This window comes from Embleya sp. NPDC127516, assembly GCF_044765325.1.
Classification (GTDB): Bacteria; Actinomycetota; Actinomycetes; order Streptomycetales; family Streptomycetaceae; genus Embleya.
Map to the genome: position 1 here is coordinate 100518 of NZ_JBIWJT010000033.1, position 16369 is coordinate 116886.

The window sequence follows — 16369 nt, forward strand, 5'->3', positions numbered from 1 at the left end:
TCGATCCGGCAGCCCGATGCCCTCATCGATCGAACTCACGCCCTCGTCAGCCACTCACCCCGCCCCCGACAAAGTCAATCCACGATTAAAATTCATCAGGGTTCTATTGCGCTCAATCCTGGTTGAGCATCTGACTAAATCCGCCGCAGGGGTGAAGGCATCGATAACAGCAAATGACCCTGTCGTGCAGATCTTCACCTAGTTCTTGCAGGAGAACATCCTTGGATAACTCGAGCTTGGTGAAGCGGGCCAAAGGATCCCTGGGTCGCGACACCAGACTCACTTCGTGTAGTTGTAGGTCGGACGTAACGGGCTGTGGAAAGACAGATGCGATCTCGCCCTCGATGTGTAGACAGTTTAGCTGGCCGCAAATATTGCATAATCCGTCGACGTCGTGCCGCACAGTGATGTCGTACCCTACGTCGAGCAGGTGCTGGCAGGTGTCGATGTCCTGTGCGCACAAGGAACAAATGCAGGTCGAAGTGAAGCCGGCCGACATACCGCATCGGTCGTGCATCAAGGTGAGCTTGCATACGTCCCAGTAGGTGTCGTCGGAAAACTCGATGCTGCAGCCGAACAGTCCGCCTGCAAGGGCTGCGACGTTGTGAGCATGCTGGTGGGCCAGTTCGGAAAGTTCGTCATCCTCAAGAAAGTTGTAGGCATCAACAGCACGGGCCAGCGAAGTGCGTGCTAGTGCTTCCAGTTCATGGCATGGATCAGTGAGCGGGGGCGCGCCCATCGGCTCATGCAGCGAACTGGCCATCACAACGTACTGGCGGTGGTCCCACCGTCGAGAGGTAACCAGACCGGACGACCATCGAGACGACGGAGTAAGCGCCGCGATGTTGGCGTGCAGTTGGTACCTGGCCTGCGACCAAGTACGGACGAGAAAGTCCCGCTGGGCGCTCATCGTCCGCAGTCCGCGGCGATGGATTTCCTCTGTTGTCGACATCCAGGACGGAAGGTGAGCCAGGGACAGCCCCCAAGTGAGGGAGATACTGCGAAGGCACTGCCCATACAGGCGCATGGATTCCCGCAGAGCCGTCTCGCCATCGTGGCGCATCATGGCCCGGCGCACTGGGCCTGAAGCCGGGGGCAGGGGTACCCCAGCGCGGATGACGAGGCCAGCAACTCTCATCCGGCGGCGCCTTCCGGAGCGGCGTCATCCTGTTCTGACCGTGGAAGCTCGACGCGAGCAGGGTCGGACACGGCTGCCTGGATGAGGTTCTCGATGTCTGCCAGTCGGCTGGTGATCTCCAGCCCACGGATGGCCGTCTCGTTGTCGGTGCGTACGACCTCAGCAATCTTCACCGTCACATGCGCCTCCTCGACCTCCTCGGCGGGGCAGTCTTGGCCCAGAGCGGAGCGGGCTCGCTGCCAGGCAGCGAGAACGATGCTCTTGACCAGATCAGTAGAGAGCGTGGCGGTTACGGCGATGCCGATGGTGGCAATGACTTCGGTGGCCCCGTACTCACTGAGATAGCGGCGATCTTCTCGGGCGAATGCGAAGTCGATGTCCACGCCACGGTGTCGTAGCGTCTTGATCAAGCCGGCCACGTCATCTCGGTAGACGGCCGTCCCGTCCACTCTGGAGTCGGGGAGCAGAAATACGCGGCCTTCCGTCGGTGCTTCCAGCACCACGCCGGACAGGTCGGCCGCTGAGATGTCCCAGCGGCTCACAGCACCCGTGATCTCTTCAGCCACCACAAGGTTCCTCTCGTTGCTCAGTGTTGTGCGCAGTCGAAAGCCTATAGCGGAGCGGACCTGTCGCCGCTCCTGCGAGCAATACACCATCAAAAGGTGTTACGCGCGATCAGTCGAAGTGGTGAGCGGGTAAATCCTTGTGCGGTTGGCCACCTGTCGTGGATGCGTTTGATAGGGCTCCATCGAACGCGGGTGCGCCCCACGCCTGTTCGGGCTCACCTCGATCGACAAAGGCCTATCTGCAAAAGTCAGTTAGTCTACTCGCCCCCGTGAGGATTTTATCCCAACACGCTTTCCAAGGGATCATTTGCTCGCCCAGCGATGGTCGTAGGTGTCTTGACCTGCGGCACAGCAACCCGCAAGCCGGGTTTTGAACGGCGCTGGGCAGGGTGAAGGCAACCGGAACTGCAACCACGTACGTGGCTCTGGCTCAGTGGGGCCTTCGTGGCTACCGGTCGTAGGACCATGCGCGGCCGATCTGCCGGTACTGCTCCACGGGGATGGGCTCGACGTCGGCGCGCATCCGCGCGGTGTACAGCAGGCCGTCGAGGTGGTCGATTTCGTGGTGGATTAGGCGGGCGAGGCCGCGTTGGTAGGTGGTGATCGTCGGCTGGCCGTCCGGGTTGGTGGTCTCCACGGTGATCCGCAGCGGGCGGGGGACCAGGCCGCGGACGTCGAAGAAAGACAGGCAGCCTTCGAACTGTTCGTCCGTCTCGTCGGCGTGCCCGGTAATGCGCGGGTTCAGCAGGACGATCGGCGGGGCATCAGGGTCGGCAGGCCGGACGATGGCGGCGGCCCGGTCGATCCCGACCTGTGGTGCCGCGATGCCCATGCCCTTGGCGAAGGGGTGGACCTGGCCGATGCGCTCCATCGCGATGAACAGTTTCTCGACGACCTCCTCGGCGCTCTCGCGCTCGGTTGGCAGGTCGAAAGGGCGGGCGGGCTCGGCGAGGATGGGGGTGCCCTCCTGGACGACGCCGAGGTCACGCATCCGGTCGCTGGGCCGCACCTGGGTCACCTGAACTCCCCTTGGATCGTGTCGTGTTCGTTCGAGTTGGGCTCGGAATCGCCATTCCAGACGGTAGCGGGCGTGGAGGGTGGGCGTGGACGTGCTCCAGGAGAAGACCCGCAAACCGGCCTCGTCGCGCCGGATCGGGGCGGTCCGCAGCGGCACCGCTTCGGCGGTCATCGACGTCTCGGTGCCCCAGACCGCCGGGTCGAGCTCGGTGGGGAAGGCGAGTTCGACCTCCAGGTGCTCGGTGGGCAGGCGGACCGCGCGCTGGAACCAGCGGCCCCACTTCTCCTCGCCGACCGTGTAGGCGTATTCGATCCACACCGACTCGCCCGGGTACAGCGGGAACCGGCCCTGCTCGTTCTCGAAGAGCAGCCAAACCTCCTTGAACGCGTCGCGGTCGTGCTTGGCCTGCCAATTCATTGTCTCCCCGCGGCAGGTCGCGGTCAGCGCGAGTTCGTCCCAGGTCAGCGGGTGTTCGCGATAGTGCGTGTTGGAGCGCTCCGGCTCACCGGGGTAGCGGTCCACGCTGATGCGGATCAGGTAGCGGGTGATCGGCTCGCCGCCGGTGTTGCGCAGCAGTCGGCGCATCGTCAGCCGGTAGCCAGCGCCGTCGAACTCCAGGCGGGCGGAGTCGTGTTCGACGATGATCGCCGATCCGGTCGCGTACGGCTGCTCTGTCCGGCGGTGCGCCGGCGGGGCGGTGCCCGGCGCGGTCCGGCTTCTGGCCGCCTCAAAGTCCAACCAGCGCTTCCACAGGGCCTTGCCCGCGTTCAGGATGTCCTCGGCTCGGCGGGCGAAGTCCTCGGTGGGCTTGTGCCGCCCGGACTCCACGTGGCTCACGTACGACGGGTCGAAGCCCATCCTGATGGCCAACTTCCGCTTTGACAGGCCCCGCACCTCGCGCCAATGGGCGATCTCCGCTGCGAACGCCTCGGCGGCCTGCTCGACCGTCAGGGTGTCGTCCCGCGCGTCCATCGAAACCCCGCCCTGGCCGCCGGATGAGATGAGTGAACCGTGAGTGATCCCGATTCATCATGTTGTCACGGTCCCGATCGCCAGTTTCCTTCTTTCACCGACCCGGGTCGAGCCCCGGGCTCCGAGAAGGAGGGTTGCACGCGATGCGCCTGCTCTACCTGCTCAACGTCTCCAACGCCGGCCGCCTGAACGCCGACTCCGGCTTCACCTTCGCCGATCTGCTCGCCCCCGCCCTGGTGGATGCCGGTGTAGAGGTGGCCGTGGCCTCCCCGATTCCGGCAGGCGACGAGCGTGTGCACTTCACCCGAACCGCCCCGCCGACCACCAAGTACCGGGCCCGCTTCAACCCGGGCATGGGCGCGATGGTGCGGCTGTTCCGGCACCACCGGCCCGAGGTCGTTGTGGCCAACCAGATCGAGGCCGCGCCGGCGATCCGGGCCGCCCTGCTGGAGGCCGGAGTGGACGCACGGATCGCCGGCTACTGCCACTACTTGCCGTTCTCCTTCACCGACACCGGCAAGCTGGAGCTGGACCCGGCGATGGACGACGGCGGGTTGGGCCGCAGTGTGCTGCTGGCCTTCGCCGCGGGCCTGGCGGCCTGCGACCGCGTCCTGGTCCACTCCTCCACCGCGGCCTCCTGGACCAGCGCGGCTGCCGCCCGCACCGGCGTGGAACTCCTCGGCGAGAAGTTGCACGTGGTGCCCGCTCCCAGGGACGTGCGCCTGGTGCGCGACCCAGCCGACATCACCCCGCCGGCAGGGCAGGCCACCGGCATCTACAACCACCGTCTGTACGCCCACTACGGCACCCCCCGCTTCACCCGGCTCGCTCGCCGGCTCGTCGCCGAGGCCCCGGTGCGGCTCACGGTGATGGACCTGTTCGGCGCCCGCAGCCCCGAGCGCGTCCGATTGGACCCAAGCCCCGAGCAGCACTTGGGAGAGCTGGCCGCCGTCGATGGTGTGGCGATCGCCTCCGACCGCGGCGACCGCATCCGCTACCGCAACCTGCTGGCCGAAGCCCACTTCGGCATCGCGCCGTTTCGGCCCGGCTGCCCTTGGTCCATGTCGGTGATCGACTGCCAGGCGATGGGCCTGCCCGTGATCGGCCCACGCACCGGCTGGCTCGCCGAGCACATCGACCCCGAGTTGCTGTTCGACACGGACGACCAAGCCGTCCGGATCGCCGACCGCCTCGCCACAGACCCGGAGTTCTACCGGCTGCACGCCAAGCGGGCGCACGCCTCCACCGCCGATCTCGCGCCCGCCGCGGTGGCCACCCGCTACCTGGAGGCGATCAAGTGAGCGGCTTCGACGCGGTCCTGCTCTCCTACGACGAGCCGCTGGCCGACTCCCTGCACACCCGCCTGTCCCGGGTGTTGGGCGACACCGTCAAGCGTCTGCACGGGGTACGCGGGATGCGTCGCGCCTACCGGCTGACGGCCGAACTGGTCGACACCGAACAGTTCTTCCTCGCAGACGGCGACTTCGCCATCGACCACGCGTTCCCCGCCGCCGAGGTGGAGCCGCTGGCGGACGGGGTGTCCATGCGGGTCTGGCGGGCCATCAACCCAATCAACGGCCTCACCTACGGCTACGGCGGCCTCAAACTGATTCGCGCCGGTGCGCTGCGCGAGATGGGCCAGGCGGTCGACGTGCTGGCCGCGCTACCCGGACGCGTCGAGTTCAGCGAGCACACCGCCGGCACCACGCTGTTCAACCAGACCCCGTTCCACGCCTGGAAGGCAGGCTTCCGCGAGTGCGCGATGCTCGCGCGCGGCAGCGAGTACGGCATGACCGACACCTCCGCCCAAGAACGCATCATGGCCTGGACAACGAGCAAGGACGGCGACTTCGCCCACTACGCGGCGGCCGGTGCCCGCGACGGGTGCGACTTCGCCCACTCGGCGGCCCGCGACCCCGAGCGGTTCGAGGCGCTCAACGACCCGACCTGGCTGCACCGGTACTTCACCACGCTGCACGGTGAGCAGGCGATCGCCGGATGAGTACCCACTCCGGGCCGCTGGTCCTGATCGAGCCGTACGTCCACCGAGGCGGCGGGCACCACCAGCGCACGCTGATCGCACTCGCCGCCGCGTGCCCGGGCGCCCTGGTCATCACCCCGGAGGGGATCGCAGACGGCCTCGGTCCGCTGCAGCGTGCCGGCGCCCGCATCACCACAGGCCCCGTGGGTCCGACGGCGAAAACGCTGTTGGCCGGTGCGCGAGCGGCGGCACGCGTCTCGGCTGTTGGTCAGCGGCTCTTCGCCTCGCGCAGCCGGCCGGTGAGCTTGCGTCGGCTACCGCACCAGATCACCCTGATCGCTCGCTGTCTGACCGAGGCGGCGTGCCTTCGCACTGCCCGTCGTCTCGCCCCGCAGCCCGGAGCAGTGGTGATCCTCAGTGCGAGCGAGGCCCTGCACGATGCCGCCGCCCTGCTCGGCGGCGGCCGACATCTGCGGTTCATCCACGAACTCGTCACCACCGAGGACCGACCGCTCCGCCTGTTGGGTCGGCTGGCAGGCCGGGGCGAGAAACGCGTGGTCGCGCTGTACCCGACCACCGCAGTCCGCGATCGGCTCCGGCGGAGCTTCCCCCACCTGCCCGGACGGGTACGGGCATTCGCGGTCGACGACGGCCGGCGCCTGACCGAGGCCGAAAGCGAGGGCGCCCGATCCGCCTTCACCATCCCTGCCGGTGCGACGGCCGTGTGCCTGATCGGCGGCTGGTGGCCGTACAAGGACATCACCACCGTCGATGCCGCCTTGGCCCGCGTCAGCGAGCCGCTGCACGTCCTGGTATGCGGCACTCCGCTGGACGACACGGTGCTCGAACGCTGGCAGTGCCTGCCCCTCGTCCGAGTCCACATCGTGCCCGGCCCGGTCGGCGAGGATGTCCTACGGCTCGTCTACGCCGCCGCCGATGCCGCGTTGGTGGCCCGGTGTCCCGGGACGGGTAAGGAGTCCGGGCTGGTCATGGATGCCGCCCGGCTCGGGGTGCCGCTGGTCGTCTCCGACCACGACCCGGACCTGACCGAGCGGCTGGCCGGACAGCCCTGGGCCCGGCTCTTCACGGCCGGCGACCCGGACGCCCTCGCCAAGGCGCTGGACCGGTTGCCGGCCGCGCTGCCTGCCCGGCCGGGGCCGCAGGCCCCCGCAGCCGTGGGCATGCTCCCGGCCTCCGAACAGGCCGTCTACCTCACCGACATCTACACCGACCTGGTCAAGGAGTACCGATGATGCGCGCCTCCCCCGCCTTGGTTGCTGTGGTCGGCCCGGTCGAATCGGCCCTGCTGACCGCGTGGACCGCCCACTATCGCCGGCTCGGCGTCGAGCGCTTCCACCTCGCCTTCCACTTCCCCCAGCACGTTCCCGATGCCGGGCGCCGGCAACTGCTGGCCACCGCCCGGGAACTCGGCCTGCCCACCGGCCGGGTCAGCACGGGTCCATGGCACGAGCACACCAACTCCGAACTGCGCGACGCGCTGCGTGAACAGGCCGGCCCCGGTTGGCATCTGCTCGCCGACTCCGACGAGTTCCACACTCACCCGGCTCCGCTCGCCGACGTCACCGAGGCGGCCGAGGAGAACGGCCGAGCCGTGGTGGGCGGGCTGATGCTCGACCGCGTCAGCGCCGACGGCCGCCTCGTCCTCTGGCGCCCCGAGGACGGACTCGACCGCACCTTCCCTCTCGGCGGCCACCTCACCCACCGCCTCCTGCACGGAGACCCGCGCAAGATCGTCCTCGCACTCTCGGGCGCCGCCGTCGCTTCCGGCAACCACCGCGCCCCCGGCCGCAAGCCCGACCCTCACACACTCGCGTGCGTCCACCACTTCAAATGGCGCTCCGGCGTCGTGGACGACCTGCGTCGCCGCATCGACCACTTCACCAGCGGCGCCTGGACCGAGCACACCCCGGCCGTCCGCAGCGAGGCCACCCGCCTGCTTCAGCACATCGACCGCCACAACAACCGCATCGACGTCTCCGACCCCCGCCTCGGCTTCCGCCACGTCACCCTCGACCACATGCCCGATGACTGGGCCACCGAAGCCGCCCGGATCCACACCGCTTGGCGCCCGCCCCGTCAGAGCCGGCCCGGCTCCACGATCTCCTCGCCCTCATTCTGAGGCACCTCGAACCGCGCGAAGAAGTCGTCCAAAGCCTCAGGGGTCACGATCAGCGAGTTCGCGTCACCTCTCCGGTTGCGCTCAGCCAGCCTGCGCAGCAGCTCGTCCCGATCGACGGGGAAGTAGAGCAGCCGCCAGCGCCCGCCGGCCGACTCCACCAGCTTCTTCATCGCATCGCGGTCCTTGCGCGGCCACAGCCCGTGGTCCCAGACCACATCCCGGCCCTCGGAGACCAGCTCGACCAGCCGTGAGTGCAACTCGGCGACGACCGGGGCCTCCTTCTCGAAGTAGGTGTGCTCCGGGTAGTCGACGCCGTACCGACCGTGCCGCTCGTGGACGACCTCGTCCACCGAAAGCCGCACCGCGCCCTGCCGCTCCAGCTTCCGCCGAGCGTAGGTCGTCTTCCCCGAACCGGTCAGGCCCACCAGCAGGAACACCACCGGAGAACTCTCGGCCACCGACGACTCCCCTCACCGCTACCGGCGTTCACCGGCAAGTCTGCCACCACGGCCGGCTCCGGGAACCGCGTTCCGAACCCGCCACCACCCGAAGGAGACACGCGTGCCCGCCTCCGCCCTCGCCCGCCTGCTGCGGGCCTACGTCCGCCACGCGCCCGGAACAGTCGGCAAGCGCCCACTCGTCGACCGCTTCCTCGACGATCACCTTCGAACCCATCCCCTCCACACCACCGCCCGGTTGCGCTCGGGTGACCTGGTCACCGTCACCACCAGCGACGTCATTCAGCGCTACCACTACCTCTTCGGCGAGTGGGAGCCGAACCTGAGCGCCTTCCTGCGCGACCGCCTGCGGCCGCGGGATACCTTCGTCGACGTCGGGGCCCACCGCGGTGCGTTCAGCCTCCTTGCCTCCCACGCAGTCGGACCGACCGGCCACGTCGTCGCCATCGAGCCCACCCCGCAGTTCCACGACGACCTCGTCGGCGCAGCCACTACCAACCACCGCACGAACATCCGCACCGTCCGCTCGGCCGCCTCCGACACCACCGGCACGCTGATCCTCTACCTGGAGGACCCGGCCAACCTCGGCCACACCACCGCGGTCCGACCCCGCCACGTCCACACGATCTTCCGCGTGCCGACCGCGCCACTTGCGGAGCTGCTCAGTCAGGCCGAGCTCTCCACCGCCCGGGTCATCAAGATCGACGTCGAGGGCGCCGAGGCGGCGGCGGTCAGGGGACTGCTGCCCGCGCTTCCGCGCCTGCGCGAGGACGCGGAACTGGTCGTGGAAGTCACCCCCAGACTCCTGGCCAAGCAGGGCGAGAGCACCACCGGCATCATCGACAACCTGCGCGAGCACGGCTTCCACGCCTACACGCTCACCAACGACTACGACCCGGCCACCTACCCCCGGGCCATACACCGCCCGCAGGCGCCCGTCAGGTGCATCGGGACCCCGAAGCAAATGACCGACTTGGTCTTCTCTCGCATCGACGCCGACCTCCTCCCGCTCGATTGCCGAGCAGGACCCACACATCCCGGCCGCGGGGTCGGCCTGAGTCGCCTGCCTCGCCGTTGACACCCGTGGCGCTTGACAAGGACTGGGTACTTTGACGAACAACAGTGCTATGAACAGTCGCAATTCGGTCTGCGTGATCGTCCACGACAAGGACACCGACACGATTGCCGCCGTGCACTACGCCGCCCGAAACTGGTTGCCGCAGCCGGCCTGGACGGTCCCGGGCGGCAAGGCCGAGCCGGGCGAAGCCCTCGACGAGGCCGCCGCTCGTGAACTCGAAGAGGAAACCGGTCTGCTCGTCGATCCGGCAGATCTCGTACTCGTCCACGTGATCCACGTCGAACAGAGCTGGGACCAGGCCGGGCAGTTCGTCCTCTTCGTCTTCGCCACCGACACGTGGACCGGCGAACTGACCAACACCGAGCCGGACAAGCACCTGGCTGCCCGGTGGGTCACTGCGAACCGGCTGCCCGAGCCCGCGTTCCCGACCTCCATGCAGGCACTGGTCGCCTACCACGGTGGAGGTCCCTCCTTCTCCCGCTACGGATGGTCGGTCTAGCGCTGAACATCCCTGCAGAACGTGTCCCGGAAGGTACGGAGACGCCGATGAGTGGTAGGGAGGACTGGCGCTCACGGCGGCGAGGGGGAGGGGCTCGGTGGAGGAGGTGCCGACCTCGCTGAGCTCCGGTGCCGGGCAGCACCCGGCCTGATCTTGGCTCGTATCAGTCTCTTGCGGAGAAGCCAGACAGGGCAGCATCGAGGGTAGGTCGGCTGCCGGGAGGCGCGATGCTGAACTACGCAGGGGACTGGATATTCCCGAAGGCCGAAGCTTTCAAGACCGAGCGGGAGCTCAGCACACACGTCCTGGGCGTGCTCGAAAAGTGGTTCCACATCCAGGAGCAAGTGCCTGGATTGTACCGGGGGTGCGAGCCCGTGAGAATCGATGCGATTCTAGTTCCACGTGATCCCGAGCCCTGGTTCGACGAAGAGCCAGCGTTCGGGGTGGAGTTCAAGCGCCCCGTGGAGGACATGAATCTGGGGTCTTACCATGCGTGGGCTGGGCAGGCTGTCGACTATGCGCACTGCGAGTTCGGGCGTCATGGGCGCCTTCAGGTATTCCTCTGTCCTTCCCCCATGGTCGGCTATCTGGCCAGCGAGCGGCACATGACTGAAATGCGGCAACGGCGTGCGAGCCTGCCGGCAGTTGCAGAGCAGAGTGAGCTGAGCATTTCGGCCCGACTGCCAAGCCCGGGGGATATGCCCGAAATGATTCGAGCGCGAGCCAACAAGAGGAGGAGGGATCAGCAGGCCAGACTCGATACCGAGGACGCCACAGCCCGCGGTCTCGGTTTCGAGGATGATGTGCATAGGAGGCAGGAAGAACGTCGATCCACAGCGCTGGAACTTATGCGTCTTCTGGGCCAGCTCAACGTAGGGGAGCTTATGCCGAGCCGATACTACGGGTGGACGCTGCTGCGTTCCGGCGTGCCGCTGTGGTCGGAAAACAGAGGCGTCCACCGTAGGTTCAGCCTCAAACCGCGGACAGCGGCTCGTGATCGTTGACCAGACGTATGGTGGACGCCGTCCGGCTCACCCAGGAAGGCCAAGGTCCGAAGAACCTGTGGGCGACGCCGGTGCGGAACCCTCAACGCGTTCGCGGGGTCGACACTGGCTGATCTGGGATCCACCCGGTGAGTAGCACCGTTTTCATTTAGTTGCATCTCGCTACCTATCGCTGCTTGGCGCGATACAACCGTTCGGTCTTCCCGCAGGCGCTCTCCGCGTTCGGGGCGGACCTCGTCGACGGGAACGCCACATCCCTTTCTCCATGGGCCCACGATCTGGACGACGGCGACGACCAGGACGCCGGGTGAGACCTGGTAGCCGACAAAGAAGCGGCCGATGGTGACCTCGCGTCGGTCCTTGTCGTAGGTGGGGCTGGATCCGTATCTGTAGGGATCGTTCGCCAAAGCCCGCACGCCCGTGTCGAGTTCGTTCCTGTCGCCCGGCGACAGGGCGCCGCGTTCCCGGTCGTTCGCGGGCCAATGTCAGCCAGGCGTCCGTAGCCTGCGTGATCTACGGAGCCGACACCGACGCTGCCATTCCGGACACGAAGATCCTGGGCCATCCCCGCGGTGGAGCGCGTGCGGGGACCATCCCCGCCTTCGCGGGGCCGACGGCGCCGGCCGGTGTGACGCCGTCGCGGTGGAGGGACCATCCCCGCCTTCGCGGGGCCGACCATGCCTCGATCGTCGACACGCGGTTGAGCATCGGACCATCCCCGCCTTCGCGGGGCCGACCGACGGCTGCGAGTGCTGCACTGTCCAGACCTGGGACCATCCCCGCCTTCGCGGGGCCGACCCTGGATGACCTGGGGTTCTACCGGTGGGTAACACCGATTTCGTTCAGTTGCATCTTGCCGCCTGTTGTCGCCTGTCGTGAAGCGGATTTCCCTCGACTCCACGGTATTTCACCGTGCGGCCTCTTCCCGGCATTTGTCATTCCCGGCTTGCCGGATCAGCCGCTTGACGGACGCGCGTCGAAGGCGAATCATCACGTTCGAGCAGACGGGTTGTGTCGTGGCGGGGTCAGGAATCGTCGTGTTCTGTGGGGTGGTCGGGGTCCTCGGCTGTGTCCCAGCCGTGTTTGACCTGTTCGTAGGTCTGCTTCTTGTTCCAGGATCCGGTGGTGGTCCAGGTGAGTTCCTGGACGTCGAAGGCGTGGGTGTCCTGGTTCCACATCAGTCGGGTGCGGCCGTCGCGGGCGATGTGGGTGACCTGCCGGTGTCGGTGATCACCGACGTACACGTGTCGCGCCGGGGCCTTCCCGCGCCGGGGCGCCGGCGCTGGACCGCCCCGGTGGGCGAGGTGGGTCTCGACGAGGGTGGCGAGCACGGCGTGGAACAGCCCGTCGGCGATGGCCGTGCCGATCTTGCCGTCGCAGAAGCGTTCGCTGCGGACCACTTGCGTGGCGGCGAGGACGGCTTCGTCGGGGGCGAGCCCGCCCGGCTTGCGGTGGTCGGGCCGGCGCGAGGCGGTCCAGTCTGCGCGTGGGGTGACCGCGCCGACCTCGTACAGCAGCTCCACCGCGCGGTTCACCCGATCCGAGTAGTCCGGATAGGCGAAGGTGAGGACGCCGTCCTCGGCTTGTCCTGGCCGGGTCCAGACCACGTCGCCGGCGGCAGGGGTGACGAAGTCGCCTGCGAGCGACGCGAGTTCCGCCCATGCCTCCGTCCTGTCCAGGTGCAGGGCGGTGGTCAGATCGCCCTTTCGGGCGCGGCCGTCGTCCATATGCGGCTCCCTTCCGAAACGCGGGGTCCAGGTCTGACCGCGGGGCCCTGCGGCGCGCCGGTGCGGCCCAGGGCGGCTCGGACAGGGTGGGGCAATGTCGTCGACGAAGAGTCGTGCGCGTGGCGGCCGTTGATGCCCGCGTACCCAGTGTGCACCCCGGCGATTCCGATGGTGGCCGACCCGGCGATCTCCGGCCAAGCCTGCTCAACCGCTTTCGTCGCCACATCCCGGATCCGCGATCGCGCAGGTCACCACGAACCGAAGGCAGGACCATCCCCGCGCTCGCGGGGCCGACTCCGAGTGGGCCCCGAAAGCCCTGAAGGGACCGGGAACATCCCCGCGCTCGCGGGGCCGACGTGTCGGTCGACCTGGATGACGTGGACGTCGAGGGAACATCCCCGCGTTCGCGGGGCCGACCCGGAGCAGTTCGTCAAACGCGAGGCGTCCGTTGGCTCATCCCCGCGTTCGCGGGGCCGACCCGGTCATGTCGGAGGACCAGGCGCGCGAGCTGGGCTCATCCCCGCGTTCGCGGGGCCGACCGTCACCACCGCCGCCGGTCCGTGCGGACCGCGGGCTCATCCCCGCGTTCGCGGGGCCGACATGCTTGTGCTTGTCCTTGACGAGGACGCGCCGGGCTCATCCCCGCGTTCGCGGGGCCGACCCTGGATGACCTGGGGTTCTACCGGTGGGTAACGCCGTTTTCATTTAGTTGCATCTTGCCACTTGTTGCCGCCTGTCGTGAAGCGGATCTGCCTCGACTCCACGGTAGTTGCTCGAGGCCTCTCTCCTGACGTGCCTCGCCGCCTCTGCGGAGGCAGTGACCGAGGGCCAGGCTGCCTGGTGATCGGCCGCCGGATGGATCAAAGGCGACTACCTGTGTCGACCGTTCCAGGGCACGTCGTCGGGTATGAATTGGGCCTCGAACACGTGAAAGCCCTGGGCCTTCCGCCGGAACATCCCCACGTTCGCGGGGCCGACTGGGTGGATGCCCCGTGACCGGCACCTACCGGGGGAACATCCCCACGTTCGCGGGGCCGACGTGTTGAGCGTCCCGGTCGAGGTGGCGCCGCTGGGAACATCCCCACGTTCGCGGGGCCGACTCTGCGTGACCTGGGCTTCTACCGGCCGGTAAGACTATTTTCAATCGGTTGCATCTTGCCACCTATCTGTTGCCGCCCACGCGACGGATTGCCCTGGCCCCCACGGTAGTTCACCCTGCGACCTTCCTTTCGGTGTTCCGTTCGCGGATGCGGATTGTGGAGTCGGCGGCGGGGCCGATCGAAACTAGCTGTGAGGCAGCTCCCAGGTGAGGGAGTCGTCGGGCAGGTGGATCGTCTGTCGGTCGGGGGTGATCGACATGCGGAAGGCGTCGACGGGTGGCGCGCCTTGGGCGCGCCAGCAGGTGACGGCTTGTTCGGCGAGGTTCCAGAGGCGGCGTGGTCCTCCTTCGCGGACGTTCCAGGAGCCGTCCTGTTGGGGCAGCAGGGTGGCGTGGGAGCCGTCGGCGTCGAGGAGGTGGTCGAGAAACGGGCCGTTGCCCACCTGCATGGTGACGTGCTGTGCGGTCGGCAACGCCCCTTGCACGACGAATCGGCCTGCCCAGTCGCGCAGGATCGCGGGTCCCAGGTCGGTGGGGCGGCCCGGGGTGTCGGCTGCCAGGGCCGCGCGGGTGTCGAGGCCGGGGGGTGCGTGGCGGCGGGCGACCATGAAGGAGACGGTGCCGGGCAGGAATTCGCCGATGGCGTGGCCGGGCTCGGTGACGGTCAGGCGGGTTTGGCCGAACGCGTAGAGCCAGCCGGTGAGGTTGGCGAGGACGATCGTGCCGGGCCGGGACTGTTCCAGCCACGGGCGTGGGATCTCGCGTACCGAGCAGGTCGCGATCAGTCGATCGTAGGGGGCTCGGTCCGGGACGCCGTCGAGGCCGTCGCCCACCACCAGGTGGGGCTCAAGGCCGGTGGCTTTCAGGGCTGAGGCCGCCCGTCGCGCGGTTTCCGGATCGACCTCGATCGACGTGACGCGGTCGTCGCCCAGGCGCCGGGCGAGCAGGGCGGTGGAGTATCCGGTGCCGCTGCCGATCTCCAGGACGCGGTCGCCGTCCTCGACACGGAGGTCCTCCAGCATCCCCACGACCAGGCCGGGCAGCGTCGAGGACGAGGACGGCGTCCCGAACACGGGCCCGGCCACGTCCCGGGGGCGGACCTTGTCGTCGAGTTGGGTGACCAGTGTGGTGTCCTCGTACACCCGTTCCGGTGTCGCGGCGTCCCCGAGGACGGGAGACCACATCGTGCCGTGTTCGGTGTCCACGCGTTCGAACCACTCGGGCGCGAACACCTCCCGGGGCACCGATTCCACCGCCGCGCGCCACGGGGGACTGCGGAGGTCGCCGGCGGCGGCGAGCCGGTCGGCGAGGCGCCGCCGCAACGCGCCGCGGTCCGGGGTCGTTTCTGGGGAGGCGGGAGGGTTCACGTCGGGGATCCGTTCTGGAGGAGGTCGGCGATCGCCGCCGAGATCGGCATCCCTGTCGACGCCTCGATCCACCCGTACTGCCCCATGGGATTGCACTCGTAGAACACGTGCTCGCCGGACGCGGTCAGGGCCAGGTCCAGGGCGCCGTAGGACAGGTGCCGGTCGCGCATGTAGCGGGTGACGGCCGCCGCCACCGAATCGGGGAGTTCGACGACGCCGTAGCGGTGTGTGCGGTAGTCGCTGCGCCAGTCGAGTAGACCCGAGTCGATGCGCGCGGTGAACATGCGTCCGCCCACGAACGTCACCCGCAGGTCGGCGACGGAGTCGACGCGTGCCTGGAACAGGTGGGCGGTCCCGGCGACCGTCTCGTCGATGTCGTTGGCGTCGACGGCCGTGGTCCACACCGTCAACGGCCGGTCGCTCATGTCGTGATGGCGTACGGTCCGCAGCACTTTGTAGATGATCGGCCCGTGTTGCTTCGCGAACGCGCGGGCCGCGTCGGGATCCGAGGTGATCAGCGTCGGGGGAATCGTCAGACCCACGCGCAGGGCGGCGGCCAGGCCGACCGGCTTGAACGAGGCTGCGCTCGACGCGTGCGGATGGTTGACCTGCAGGCACGACAACGCGGCCAGCACACCACCCACACCGTGGCGGGCCTGCGCGGTCGCGAACAGGGCGTCCTGGACCGGAAGATGCGCGAACGCCGATCCGTAGTCCGTCGCGTGACGGTGATAGACCGCCCGCACGTCGTCCAGCACCACCCGGCGACTCGCCGTCTCCAGCACACCCGCCACCACCGGCCCGTGGCCGGCGTCGAACCGCGCCGACACCGTCAACCCTCCGGGGAAATCCACACCGGGATCCAGCCGCGCCACGGGCACCCCGCGACATCCCAACTCCTCGACCACGGCGTCCGCGCTGCGGTCCCCGAGCGGGGCACACACCAGGACCGGCCGCGATACCCGGTCGCCCGCGTCCTTGCTCAATCTTCGTCGGTCCTCGTCACGGGACGCTGGTCCGGCGCCCCGCCCTGCCCTGGATCCCGACCGTCCGAACCACCGGTCGCCTCCGAGGTCTGCGTGGCCGGAGCGGTCTTGGCATGCTCCCCCATCGTCACGATCCGCCCGTCGACGTCGCGGTACCGCGTGGTCTGGGTGACCGGATCGAGCTCGACGTGAGGAGCCCCGCGTTTTCCGGACGGGTTGATTGCTGTTGTTCTATGCCACGAGGTTCAATTCCCGCTCTGGGTGCAGGACTTCGTGGGGTGTGCGATAGCCGAGTCCGGAGTGGAGGCGTCGGCGGTTGTAGAAGCCCTCGATGTA

General features: G+C 68.1%; 16 protein-coding genes and 2 CRISPR repeat arrays. Of the genes, 8 read left to right on the forward strand and 8 right to left on the reverse strand.

The annotated features are described in order from the left end of the window. Nucleotides 1–112 precede the first annotated feature (112 nt). The 3 genes from ACIRL2_RS41645 to ACIRL2_RS41655 form a co-directional block, all read right to left on the reverse strand. Complete coding sequence (locus ACIRL2_RS41645) at nucleotides 113–763, reverse strand: hypothetical protein (RefSeq protein WP_402239487.1); 651 nt, start codon at nucleotides 761–763, stop codon at nucleotides 113–115. Nucleotides 764–1134: 371 nt separating this feature from the next. After that, on the reverse strand, nucleotides 1135–1704 hold the full coding sequence (locus ACIRL2_RS41650; protein ID WP_402239489.1) for a hypothetical protein: 570 nt from the start codon (nucleotides 1702–1704) through the stop codon (nucleotides 1135–1137). Nucleotides 1705–2152: 448 nt separating this feature from the next. After that, nucleotides 2153–3694, reverse strand: a complete 1542-nt coding sequence (locus ACIRL2_RS41655) for a peptide deformylase (protein ID WP_402239491.1) — start codon at nucleotides 3692–3694, stop codon at nucleotides 2153–2155. Between the two features lie 143 nt (nucleotides 3695–3837). On the opposite strand from ACIRL2_RS41655, the gene ACIRL2_RS41660 reads away from it, so the two are divergent. From ACIRL2_RS41660 to ACIRL2_RS41675, 4 genes are read left to right on the forward strand one after another with little or no spacing between them, the layout of a single operon-like run. Then, nucleotides 3838–4995: a glycosyltransferase family 1 protein gene (locus tag ACIRL2_RS41660; protein WP_402239493.1), complete on the forward strand. Its 1158-nt coding sequence runs from the start codon at nucleotides 3838–3840 to the stop codon at nucleotides 4993–4995. After that, nucleotides 4992–5696, forward strand: a complete 705-nt coding sequence (locus ACIRL2_RS41665) for a hypothetical protein (protein ID WP_402239495.1) — start codon at nucleotides 4992–4994, stop codon at nucleotides 5694–5696. Before ACIRL2_RS41660 ends, ACIRL2_RS41665 begins: the two co-directional genes overlap by 4 nt. Beyond that, nucleotides 5693–6928 (forward strand): glycosyltransferase, encoded by a 1236-nt coding sequence (locus ACIRL2_RS41670; protein ID WP_402239498.1) that lies wholly within the window; start codon nucleotides 5693–5695, stop codon nucleotides 6926–6928. The genes ACIRL2_RS41665 and ACIRL2_RS41670 overlap by 4 nt, the downstream gene beginning before the upstream one ends. Beyond that, nucleotides 6925–7815 carry a hypothetical protein gene (locus ACIRL2_RS41675; protein WP_402239499.1) on the forward strand — a complete coding sequence of 297 codons (891 nt, stop codon included), beginning with the start codon at nucleotides 6925–6927 and terminating at the stop codon, nucleotides 7813–7815. Before ACIRL2_RS41670 ends, ACIRL2_RS41675 begins: the two co-directional genes overlap by 4 nt. Here the strand turns inward: ACIRL2_RS41675 and ACIRL2_RS41680 are convergent. After that, nucleotides 7773–8273 (reverse strand): AAA family ATPase, encoded by a 501-nt coding sequence (locus ACIRL2_RS41680; RefSeq protein ID WP_402239500.1) that lies wholly within the window; start codon nucleotides 8271–8273, stop codon nucleotides 7773–7775. The two genes, ACIRL2_RS41675 and ACIRL2_RS41680, sit on opposite strands and share 43 nt — an antisense overlap. A 103-nt stretch (nucleotides 8274–8376) precedes the next feature. On the opposite strand from ACIRL2_RS41680, the gene ACIRL2_RS41685 reads away from it, so the two are divergent. The 4 genes from ACIRL2_RS41685 (at nucleotide 8377) to ACIRL2_RS41700 (ending at nucleotide 11165) form a co-directional block, all read left to right on the forward strand. Then, complete coding sequence (locus ACIRL2_RS41685) at nucleotides 8377–9351, forward strand: FkbM family methyltransferase (RefSeq protein ID WP_402239502.1); 975 nt, start codon at nucleotides 8377–8379, stop codon at nucleotides 9349–9351. A gap of 49 nt (nucleotides 9352–9400) precedes the next feature. Continuing rightward, nucleotides 9401–9850, forward strand: a complete 450-nt coding sequence (locus ACIRL2_RS41690) for an NUDIX domain-containing protein (RefSeq protein ID WP_402239503.1) — start codon at nucleotides 9401–9403, stop codon at nucleotides 9848–9850. Between the two features lie 227 nt (nucleotides 9851–10077). Continuing rightward, nucleotides 10078–10854 (forward strand): hypothetical protein, encoded by a 777-nt coding sequence (locus tag ACIRL2_RS41695; RefSeq protein ID WP_402239506.1) that lies wholly within the window; start codon nucleotides 10078–10080, stop codon nucleotides 10852–10854. Between the two features lie 176 nt (nucleotides 10855–11030). Next, nucleotides 11031–11165, forward strand: a complete 135-nt coding sequence (locus ACIRL2_RS41700) for a hypothetical protein (RefSeq protein ID WP_402239508.1) — start codon at nucleotides 11031–11033, stop codon at nucleotides 11163–11165. 275 nt (nucleotides 11166–11440) lie between these two features. Beyond that, a CRISPR array of direct repeats spans nucleotides 11441–11653; the repeat unit is 30 nt; unit sequence GGGACCATCCCCGCCTTCGCGGGGCCGACC. 226 nt (nucleotides 11654–11879) lie between these two features. On the opposite strand, the gene ACIRL2_RS41705 is transcribed toward ACIRL2_RS41700, so the two are convergent. The 4 genes from ACIRL2_RS41705 to ACIRL2_RS41720 all read right to left on the reverse strand — a co-directional run bounded on the left by ACIRL2_RS41705 (nucleotide 11880) and on the right by ACIRL2_RS41720 (nucleotide 16254). Continuing rightward, complete coding sequence (locus ACIRL2_RS41705) at nucleotides 11880–12581, reverse strand: DUF6508 domain-containing protein (protein WP_402239510.1); 702 nt, start codon at nucleotides 12579–12581, stop codon at nucleotides 11880–11882. Between the two features lie 271 nt (nucleotides 12582–12852). Then, nucleotides 12853–13242: direct repeats of the CRISPR family, unit length 24 nt; unit sequence CATCCCCGCGTTCGCGGGGCCGAC. A 623-nt stretch (nucleotides 13243–13865) separates the two neighbouring features. Beyond that, nucleotides 13866–15047, reverse strand: a complete 1182-nt coding sequence (tgmC, locus tag ACIRL2_RS41710) for an ATP-grasp peptide maturase system methyltransferase (protein ID WP_402239511.1) — start codon at nucleotides 15045–15047, stop codon at nucleotides 13866–13868. Further along, the gene (gene tgmB, locus ACIRL2_RS41715) at nucleotides 15044–16033 is read right to left on the reverse strand and encodes an ATP-grasp ribosomal peptide maturase (protein WP_402239514.1); all 990 of its coding nucleotides are present in this window, start codon (nucleotides 16031–16033) and stop codon (nucleotides 15044–15046) included. Before tgmB ends, tgmC begins: the two co-directional genes overlap by 4 nt. Then, entirely contained in the window at nucleotides 16030–16254 is a 225-nt protein-coding gene (locus ACIRL2_RS41720; protein ID WP_402239525.1) for a putative ATP-grasp-modified RiPP, read from the reverse strand. Before ACIRL2_RS41720 ends, tgmB begins: the two co-directional genes overlap by 4 nt. Nucleotides 16255–16369 lie beyond the last annotated feature (115 nt).

Coding starts and splice junctions, on each gene's coding strand:
- ACIRL2_RS41645 (WP_402239487.1), bottom strand. CDS start 763: ATGGCCAGTTCGCTGCATGAGCCGATGGGCGCGCCCCCGCTCACTGAT.
- ACIRL2_RS41655 (WP_402239491.1), bottom strand. CDS start 3,694: ATGGACGCGCGGGACGACACCCTGACGGTCGAGCAGGCCGCCGAGGCG.
- ACIRL2_RS41660 (WP_402239493.1), top strand. CDS start 3,838: ATGCGCCTGCTCTACCTGCTCAACGTCTCCAACGCCGGCCGCCTGAAC.
- ACIRL2_RS41670 (WP_402239498.1), top strand. CDS start 5,693: ATGAGTACCCACTCCGGGCCGCTGGTCCTGATCGAGCCGTACGTCCAC.
- ACIRL2_RS41675 (WP_402239499.1), top strand. CDS start 6,925: ATGATGCGCGCCTCCCCCGCCTTGGTTGCTGTGGTCGGCCCGGTCGAA.
- ACIRL2_RS41690 (WP_402239503.1), top strand. CDS start 9,401: ATGAACAGTCGCAATTCGGTCTGCGTGATCGTCCACGACAAGGACACC.
- ACIRL2_RS41695 (WP_402239506.1), top strand. CDS start 10,078: ATGCTGAACTACGCAGGGGACTGGATATTCCCGAAGGCCGAAGCTTTC.
- ACIRL2_RS41705 (WP_402239510.1), bottom strand. CDS start 12,581: ATGGACGACGGCCGCGCCCGAAAGGGCGATCTGACCACCGCCCTGCAC.